The sequence below is a fragment of the Anoxybacillus ayderensis genome (assembly GCF_013761015.1).
Lineage (GTDB): Bacteria > Bacillota > Bacilli > Bacillales > Anoxybacillaceae > Anoxybacillus > Anoxybacillus ayderensis.
In genome coordinates, this window is record NZ_JACDUV010000002.1 from 118,682 (window position 1) to 127,419 (window position 8,738).

The following is an 8,738-nucleotide window of genomic DNA, read 5'->3' on the forward strand; positions in this document are numbered from 1 at the left end:
TTGACAGCGGTCTTTTTTTTCTTTACGCTGAAATGGAAAAGGAGGGAGATTATGCGTATTTCAATGATTGATGCGGTGCGTGGTTTTGCGTTGTTTGGCATTTTGCTTGTGAACGTTCTTGATTTTTCACTTCCGACGCTGTATGTCGATGCCACGGTGTTTGCGAAAGATGGGCTTGATCGCTTCCTGCTCGCATTTGTTGATATATTTGCGCAAGCGAGCTTTTATCCGCTTTTTTCGATGTTGTTCGGCTGGGGAGCATGGATCATGCTTGATAAAGGGGGCGAGAAATTCCGGGTCACTTTTTTACGCCGCTTGTTTGCGTTGTTGTTATTTGGGCTGTTTCATGCGTTTTTCATTTGGCATGGCGATATTTTAATCGGTTATGCGATCGTTGGGCTGTTTCTTTTTCCGTTTTTTCGGGCAAGGGCAAAGACGTTGCGGCGCTTTGCGCTTTCGCTTTGGGGCGGTTGGGCTGGCGTTTCAACGATTTTGATGTGGGTGATGTGGAAACAATATGGCGATATCGATTTTTCAGAGCCGACGTTAGCGAAGCAAGCTGTCGCGAACTACCAACAAGGGACATGGGAACAAATTTTTATGCAGCGGGCGTATGATTGGTTGTACGTCAACTCGTTTACACAAGCATTCATTTTTATTTTAACGATTTTGCCGTTTTTTTTATTTGGGGCATATATCGCAAAAGAAAAATGGTTTCATGACATCAACATAAATCGCGCAACGATAAACAAGTGGTGCATCGGTTCGTTCGTTGTCGGCGTCATTTTTAAAATGTTGCCTTATGTCGAAAAAAATATTGTGACAACGTATGCGCAAGATATGATTGGAGGACCTGCGCTTGCTTTGTTTTATTTTACTGCGTTTTCGCTTATGGCATCTCAAGTCGTTCATGTTTTTGCTCCTGTTGGCAAAATGGCGTTAACGAATTATTTGACGCAATCGATCGTTTGTACGACGTTGTTTTATTCATATGGCTTCGGATGGTATGGAAAAGTAACACCGAAACAAGCGCTCGCTGTCGCATGTATCGTATATGTCATTCAAGTCGTATGGAGCCATTGGTGGTTGAAAACATATCGCATCGGACCGATGGAGCGCGTATGGCGATGGATGACGTACGGAAAAAAGAAAACGACATGAACAGATCATGTCGTACAAGGCTTGTCCTCTTTTTCTTTATGGAAAAGCACGGCTTCTTTTAAATGTTTGTTTAACAATTCATCGAGCTCTTGACTGCATTGGATCGTTTCTTTCGCAGAAAAACCGTACGTTTGTGCCAATTCAATTAATTGTCGTCTTTTCTTTTCGATGAGGGAAAGAGACATAAAATTCACCAACATTTTTCATTTTCGTTAACAGTCTGTAAATGACTGTACGTATAAACTATTATACATATTCTGAAGAAAAAGGAAATAGTATAATATGCTGAAAAATAATTTTTTTACAAAGGAGTTTACACGTGAAAAAGAGAAAATAGTGATGTTCGATCATACGAAAGAGGGGATGGAAAATGAAATTTGTGACAGCATACGCGGGATCGGATGTGTTTGTCGGGGTTGTACACGAGCAAAAGGTCGTTCATTTATCGAAAGCAGATGAAACGATACCGAATACGATGATTGAATGCGTAGAACTTGGCGAATTGTTCATTGAAAAAGTGCAACGTGTGCTTGAGCGCGTACAGCCAGAGTGGACGTATGAACTTCACGATGTGCAGTTGCTTGCGCCGATTCCACGTCCGACAAAAAACATTTTTTGCATCGGAAAAAATTATGCCGATCATGCGCAAGAAATGGGAAGTATAGCGGATCGCGAAAATATGATTGTATTTTCGAAAGCGCCAACGACAGTGATCGGACATGAGGCACCGATTTTACGCCATGCGGATGTGACGGATCAGCTAGATTATGAAGGAGAGCTTGCGATTGTGATTGGAAAAAAAGGAAAAGCGATTCCGAAAGAACAGGCGCTCGATTACGTGTTTGGTTATACGATTATAAACGATGTGACTGCGCGCGATTTACAAGAAAGACATAAACAATATTTGCTTGGCAAAAGTTTAGATACGTCATGTCCGATGGGACCGTGGATCGTTCATCGGTCAGCGATCGCTCATCCGCATGCGTTACATATTGAAACGAAAGTAAATGGCGAAGTGAGACAATCGGCAACGACAGCGCAATTTATTTTCGACATTCCAACGATCATTGCGACGTTGTCGAAAGGGATGACGTTAGAGCCGGGGGATGTCATTGCGACAGGAACGCCAGCCGGTGTTGGAAAAGGAATGAACCCGCCGCGCTTTTTACAGTCGGGGGATGTGATTGAAATTACGATTGATCAAATCGGGACGTTGCGGAATGTAGTCAAGTAAAAAGCTGGGATGCCCCAGCTTTTTACTGTTCAAATACTTTTTTCACTTTTTCAATGGCCCAGTCGAGCTCTTCTTTTGTAATGACGAGCGGTGGAGCGAAGCGGATGACTGTATCATGCGTCTCTTTACATAATAGCCCTTCTTGTTGTAGTTTTTCACAATATGGGCGTGCCGCAACATGCAGTTCAACGCCGATAAATAGTCCTCTGCCGCGCACTTCTTTAATGTCTGGATGATTAATTTCGCGCAATTTTTCTTGGAAATATTGACCGAGCTCAAATGAGCGCTCTGGCAATTTTTCTTCAACGATTACATCAAGCGCAGCGATCGAAACAGCACAAGCAAGCGGGTTGCCCCCGAACGTCGATCCGTGCGATCCCGGATTAAATACGCCGAGAATATCTTTGTTTGCGGCAACGCATGAAATTGGGAATACGCCGCCACCGAGCGCTTTACCGAGAATGTACATATCTGGCTCTACTTCTTCCCAATCGCACGCAAACATTTTACCAGAACGGCCAAGACCGGATTGAATTTCGTCAGCAATATATAACACGTTATGTTGTTTACATACGTCATATGCTGCTTTTAAAAACCCTTCTGGCGGAATGTTAATGCCCGCTTCCCCTTGAATCGGTTCAAAAATAAACGCTGCTGTATTTGGTGTAATGGCTTGCTTGAGCGCTTCGACATCGCCGAACGGAATAACTTTAATGCCTGGGAGCATTGGGCCGAATCCACGTTTGTACTCTGGGTTTGATGACATCGATACAGCTGTCATCGTCCGACCGTGGAAGTTATCTTCACAAACGATAATTTCCGCTTGATCGGCAGGAACGCCTTTCACGTCATACGCCCAGCGGCGCGCCGCTTTGACGGCTGTTTCTACCGCTTCCGCTCCTGTGTTCATCGGTAAAACCATTTCTTTTTTTGTTAATTTCGCGACTTTTTCATACCATGGACCGAGCTGATCGTTATGGAATGCTCGGGATGTTAATGTAATTTTATTTGCTTGTTCAATAAGCGCTTGTACGATGCGCGGATGGCGATGTCCTTGGTTGACCGCGGAGTAAGCGCTTAACATATCCATATAACGATTCCCTTCTGGATCTTCTACCCATACACCTTCGCCTTTTGATAAAACGACTGGAAGTGGATGATAGTTATTTGCGCCGTATTTTTCTGTTAGTTCAATGATTTGTGCTGTTTTCACGTCAATCCCTCCTATTTCGATCGTCACATATATAACATACTTGAAGTGAATATAGAAAGTAAATAGAAAAGGTGAGCGTTTTCTTTTTCAAATGTCATATGGACGTGTTATGATGGGCATATATGAAATCAAAAGAAAGGAGCATCTGTATGACACATGCACATATTACGACGTGGGTTGTTGCGCTTATTTTATTTGTCGTTGCCATTGCGTTTCAAGCAAAAGGACATGAAAAAACAAAAATGGTACACATGTTGTTGCGCTTATTTTACATTTTGATTATTGCGACAGGGGCATGGATTTTACATAGCATGTCTTCATTTCCGTTCCTTTATATCGTGAAAGTGATTGTCGGTTTATGGGTGATCGGAACGATGGAAATGATTCTCGTTCGGACGGCAAAAGGAAAAAACACGAACGTCCTTTGGCTTCAGTTCATTGTTGCGTTTGTGATCGTGCTATATCTCGGATTTAAACTACCATTTGGCTTTTCTTTCTTTTCGTAAAGTTGGCATATTCGCCAACTTTTATCTTTTTCTACCATATGGAAATGTGCTATAATGAAATTAATTGATAATTGTAAAAATATAAAGAGAAAGAAAGAGTGGGAAAAGGGGATGAAATTATTTCAAACGGTTTGCCACACGTTTGCGGATTGGGAACGATGGGTGAGCGACTATCGTTTATATGAGTACGACCAGCTAACGATTTTTGTTTCTTCGCTTTCCCCTTCGTTTCGGATGCAAGTCGAACAGTACGTGCATCATCATTTGCCCCAAGCGCAGCTTTTTCCGATGATTGGGGATGCATCGGAACAAGCAGTCATTTGTGCCCTCGTTGTTGACGATTGTCGAGCCGATATGGACGAGATGCGTCAAAAAATGAAGCTATCGGAACAATATTACCGCTCTTTATTCGAACATAATCCAGATATTGTATATTCCACCGATTTAGAAGGCAATTTTACAAGCGTCAATCCTGCGTTTGAACGAGTGTTCGGGTATAAGGCAGAAGAAATTTTGCATACAAACTCGCTTCATTACATTAAAAAAGAAGATATTCCGCGCGTGCGCCGCTATTTTTATCGCGCGTTAAAAGGGAAAGTGCAACAATACAATTTAGAAATTCCATCGAAATCAGGAGAAGTATATTTATTCCAAATTAAAAACGTTCCGATTATCGTTGACGGAAAAAAGGTTGGCATTTATGGCATCGGTCGCGACATTACTGAACAAAAACGCGCAGAAGAGCATATGAAATATATCGCCTATCACGATGTCGATACGGGGCTACCGAACCGATTGAAATTTACAAACATCGTAAAACAAGCGATCGATCAAGCGAAAGAAACAGGTAACACGCTTGCTGTATTGTTTGTGGATATGGATCGTTTTAAAATCGTGAACGATACGATTGGGCATTACGGTGGGGATGAAATATTAAAACAAATAGCCGAACGAATAAAAAACGTATTGCCTCGAGGGGCTCATTTAGGTCGCTTCGGTGGGGATAAGTTTAGCCTGTTGCTAACAGAGCAAACGGATGTGCAAACGGTCATTGAATGGACAAAAAAGCTGCTTCAACATATCGCGGTGCCGATTGTATATGAGGAAAAAGAGTTTTTTTTAACCGCAAGCGTTGGGATTAGTTTTTATCCAGCGGACGGTGTGGATGCCCAATCTCTATTAAAAAATGCAGATACAGCGGTGAATCGCGCGAAACAAACAGGCGGCAACGGCGTAAAATTGTACGCCACAAAAATGAACGAGCAAGTGATGTATCGCGTCGAGCTGGAGCGATATTTGCGAAAGGCACTTGAAAAAAACGAATGTTTTCTCGTCTATCAACCGATTATGGACTTAATGACAGGAAAAGTTATTGGTAGTGAAGCGTTGTTGCGCTGGAAACATCCGAAAATCGGCCTTGTTTCTCCGCTTGAGTTCATTCCGATTGCAGAAGAAATTGGTTTGATCCACGATCTCGGACGATGGGTGCTTATTGAAGCATGCATGCAAACGAAAACATGGCACGATCTTGGCTTCGATTCGTTCATCGTTTCTGTCAATGTTTCAGCGACGCAATTTCAACATCCGACGTTTTTTGAAGATGTGCAACAAGCGCTCAACGAGTCAAAACTTCCTGCACATTGTTTGCATTTGGAATTAACGGAAAGTTCGATGTTGCGCAACATGTATTACAGCATTCACGTCATGAAGCAGCTTCAACAGCTTGGCGTACATGTGTCGATTGATGATTTTGGCACAGGCTATTCATCGCTTAGCTATTTAAAGCATTTGCCGATTCATACGTTGAAAATTGACCGATCGTTCATTTATCAACTTCATAAAGATCGTTCGGACATTGCGATCGTCAAATCGATTATTACGATGGGTCATGGTTTACGTTTAAATGTTGTCGCAGAAGGTGTAGAGACGGCTGAACAAATGAAATTGTTGAAACGATTAAAATGTCATTATGCGCAAGGGTACGGCATTTTCAAACCTCTTCCTGTGGAACAATTTGAAAAACAAGTGTTGCAAGGAAGTAAATCTACCATTTAATGATCGAGTTGGACACCAATGATTTTTTTTCCCGTTTGCAACGTCAGCTCGAATCGATGTTGTTTGTCGTCAAAATAATGTTGCACGTTGCACATATCCAGTGAATTATCGAACATTAAAAAATTCACCCCTTTTTCAGCAAATAACATATAGTTATAACAATACAAACAATCGTATACGGAAAAGTTCCATTCGTTCATTAAATGAATAAAATGGAAAAACGCGTGGTCGGGTAGCTGGGAAAGCCATTGTTCGTATGCATGCGACAACGGTTTGATGTAGCGAAGACGATCACCGTTTTTTAATGCATACCGTTCTGTCACATAAATATCCCCATCTTCACTAAGCCATCCTTTTACCCATTGACCGAAGCGAAAAAGTTCAACTTCCTCAGGCAAACTTGTAAACTCATGTGCTTCATCGTCTTCGTCAAAAAACACCCATTCGCCGTTCACTTGTTCAACAACACCGTACACGTAAGCCCGTTTTTGTGTACGCAATGATGAGAGACGATCCATCATTATTTCCTCCTTCGTGTCAATTCCTTCCGTACGCCATTATAGACAACTCATCATTTATATAAACGGTGCATAAAATAAAAGCATGCTTCATACTTGTTCACAACAGAAGGGAATGATTGACGTGTGCGGAATTACCGGATGGGTTCATTTTGGGCGTCATTTACGCCAAGAAAAAGAAACGGTGCTGGCGATGGCCAATACGCTTTCGCTGCGGGGGCCTGATGATACGAACGTATGGCTTGACGATCATGTCGCATTCGGACATAAGCGGCTTGTTGTTGTTGATCCAGCAGGTGGCGTGCAGCCGATGACGCGAATGAAAAACGGCTATCGTTATACGATTTGTTATAATGGGGAGCTATATAATACAGAAGATATTCGAACAGAGTTATTGAAAAAAGGATATACGTTTCAAGGGCATTCGGATACGGAAGTGTTGCTTACTGCTTACATGGAGTGGCGTGAACAATGTGTCGATCATCTGAACGGCATTTTTGCGTTTGCGGTATGGGACGATGAGCGAAAGCAACTGTTTTTAGCGCGCGATCGTTTAGGAGTCAAACCGTTATTTTATCGCTATGAACAAGGGGAGTTTTTATTCGCTTCAGAAATAAAAGCGATTTTGGCTCATCCAAACGTTCGCGCTGAAATTGATCGCGAAAGTTTATGTGAAATTTTAGCGCTCGGTCCGTCGCGCACACCGGGGCATGGCGTGTTTCGAACCATTTATGAATTGCGCCCGGCTCATGCGATGATCGTTCAACAAAGCGGCGTGCGTCAATGGCGATATTGGAACGTAAAAAGTGCACCGCATGAGCATTCATTTGATGAAACGGTAGAACATATTCGGACGTTGCTAATCGATGCGATTACGCGACAACTCGTTTCCGATGTACCTGTTTGTACGTTTTTATCGGGTGGGGTGGATTCGAGTGCGATTACCGCGATTGCTGCGAAGGCGTTTGAACGTGAAGGAAAAGGATCACTTCATACGTATTCCATTGATTACGAAGAAAACGAACAATATTTTACAGCGAACGCATTTCAACCGAACAGTGACGGACCATGGATTAAACAAATGTCGGATGCGTTTCAAACCGTCCATCATACGTGCGTCATTTCTCAACAACAATTAGCCGATGATTTAAAAGCGGCAGTCGTTGCCCGTGATTTGCCTGGGATGGCGGATATTGATTCGTCGCTTCTTTGGTTTTGCCGTCAAATCAAGCAACAATTTGTCGTTAGTTTATCAGGTGAATGTGCAGACGAAATTTTCGGAGGCTATCCGTGGTTCCATAGAAAAGAAGATTTTGAGCGAGATGGATTTCCGTGGATGCGGTCGTTAGATGAGCGGTTCGATCTTCTCAATGAAACGTGGCGCGAAAAACTGCCGCTTCATGAGTATGCCGATATGCGTTATAAAGAAACGCTTCGTGAAGTTCCTCACGCAGACGGAGAAAGTGCGGAAGAAGCGCGCCGTCGGGAACTGTTTTATTTAAATATGATTTGGTTTATGACGACGTTGTTAGATCGGAAAGACCGAATGAGTATGGCGGCAAGTTTAGAAGTGCGCGTGCCGTTTGCTGACCATCGCCTCGTTGAGTATGTATGGAACATTCCGTGGGAGATGAAAATGTACAACAATCGTGAAAAAGGAATTTTACGCAAAGCGTTTGAAGGTATTTTACCAAATGACGTATTGTATCGGAAAAAAAGTCCGTATCCGAAAACACATCATCCACGTTATACGGACATCGTGGCTGAACGGCTAGAGACGATTTTAACGAATCGCTCGTCCGTTTTATATGAATTGTTTGATCGAAAGAAGTTAAAGGAATTAGTGGAAACGAAAGGGCAATCGTTTCGCATTCCATGGTTCGGTCAACTGATGTCTGGTCCGCAGCTGTTAGCGTATTTCATTCAATTTCACGAATGGTTTGAGCATTATAACATTCGGTTAACAGACAGCTAAAAAACGGCTGTCTTTTTTCTTTCCTGTTTTCCATTTATCTTGTATAATATTTGTATAACTTTTGTTTAATTAGGAG

At 42.5% G+C, this 8,738-nt stretch carries 8 protein-coding genes; 5 read left to right on the plus strand and 3 right to left on the minus strand.

What is annotated here, in order from left to right:
* Positions 1-51: 51 nt before the first annotated feature.
* The gene (locus HNR63_RS02930; protein WP_181519735.1) at positions 52-1,161 is read left to right on the plus strand and encodes a DUF418 domain-containing protein; all 1,110 of its coding nucleotides are present in this window, start codon (positions 52-54) and stop codon (positions 1,159-1,161) included.
* 5 nt (positions 1,162-1,166) lie between these two features.
* On the opposite strand, the gene HNR63_RS02935 is transcribed toward HNR63_RS02930, so the two are convergent.
* Entirely contained in the window at positions 1,167-1,346 is a 180-nt protein-coding gene (locus HNR63_RS02935) for an aspartyl-phosphate phosphatase Spo0E family protein (protein WP_020424565.1), read from the minus strand.
* A gap of 185 nt (positions 1,347-1,531) precedes the next feature.
* Here HNR63_RS02935 and HNR63_RS02940 point away from each other — a divergent pair, with 185 nt between their 5' ends.
* Positions 1,532-2,395 carry a fumarylacetoacetate hydrolase family protein gene (locus HNR63_RS02940; protein WP_021094003.1) on the plus strand — a complete coding sequence of 288 codons (864 nt, stop codon included), beginning with the start codon at positions 1,532-1,534 and terminating at the stop codon, positions 2,393-2,395.
* Positions 2,396-2,417: 22 nt separating this feature from the next.
* On the opposite strand, the gene HNR63_RS02945 is transcribed toward HNR63_RS02940, so the two are convergent.
* A complete protein-coding gene (locus tag HNR63_RS02945) occupies positions 2,418-3,608 on the minus strand; it encodes an ornithine--oxo-acid transaminase (RefSeq protein ID WP_181519736.1) in 1,191 nt (396 codons plus the stop codon).
* A 149-nt stretch (positions 3,609-3,757) separates the two neighbouring features.
* Here HNR63_RS02945 and HNR63_RS02950 point away from each other — a divergent pair, with 149 nt between their 5' ends.
* Both HNR63_RS02950 and HNR63_RS02955 read left to right on the plus strand, forming a co-directional pair.
* Positions 3,758-4,114 (plus strand): YisL family protein, encoded by a 357-nt coding sequence (locus HNR63_RS02950; protein ID WP_181519737.1) that lies wholly within the window; start codon positions 3,758-3,760, stop codon positions 4,112-4,114.
* Positions 4,115-4,225: 111 nt separating this feature from the next.
* Positions 4,226-6,169 (plus strand): putative bifunctional diguanylate cyclase/phosphodiesterase, encoded by a 1,944-nt coding sequence (locus HNR63_RS02955; RefSeq protein ID WP_181519738.1) that lies wholly within the window; start codon positions 4,226-4,228, stop codon positions 6,167-6,169.
* Here HNR63_RS02955 and HNR63_RS02960 read toward each other — a convergent pair.
* Positions 6,166-6,690: a DUF2777 family protein gene (locus HNR63_RS02960; RefSeq protein ID WP_425485159.1), complete on the minus strand. Its 525-nt coding sequence runs from the start codon at positions 6,688-6,690 to the stop codon at positions 6,166-6,168. The genes HNR63_RS02955 and HNR63_RS02960 overlap by 4 nt on opposite strands.
* A gap of 121 nt (positions 6,691-6,811) precedes the next feature.
* Here HNR63_RS02960 and asnB point away from each other — a divergent pair, with 121 nt between their 5' ends.
* Complete coding sequence (gene asnB / locus HNR63_RS02965; RefSeq protein WP_181519903.1) at positions 6,812-8,662, plus strand: asparagine synthase (glutamine-hydrolyzing); 1,851 nt, start codon at positions 6,812-6,814, stop codon at positions 8,660-8,662.
* The last annotated feature ends 76 nt before the right edge of the window (positions 8,663-8,738 follow it).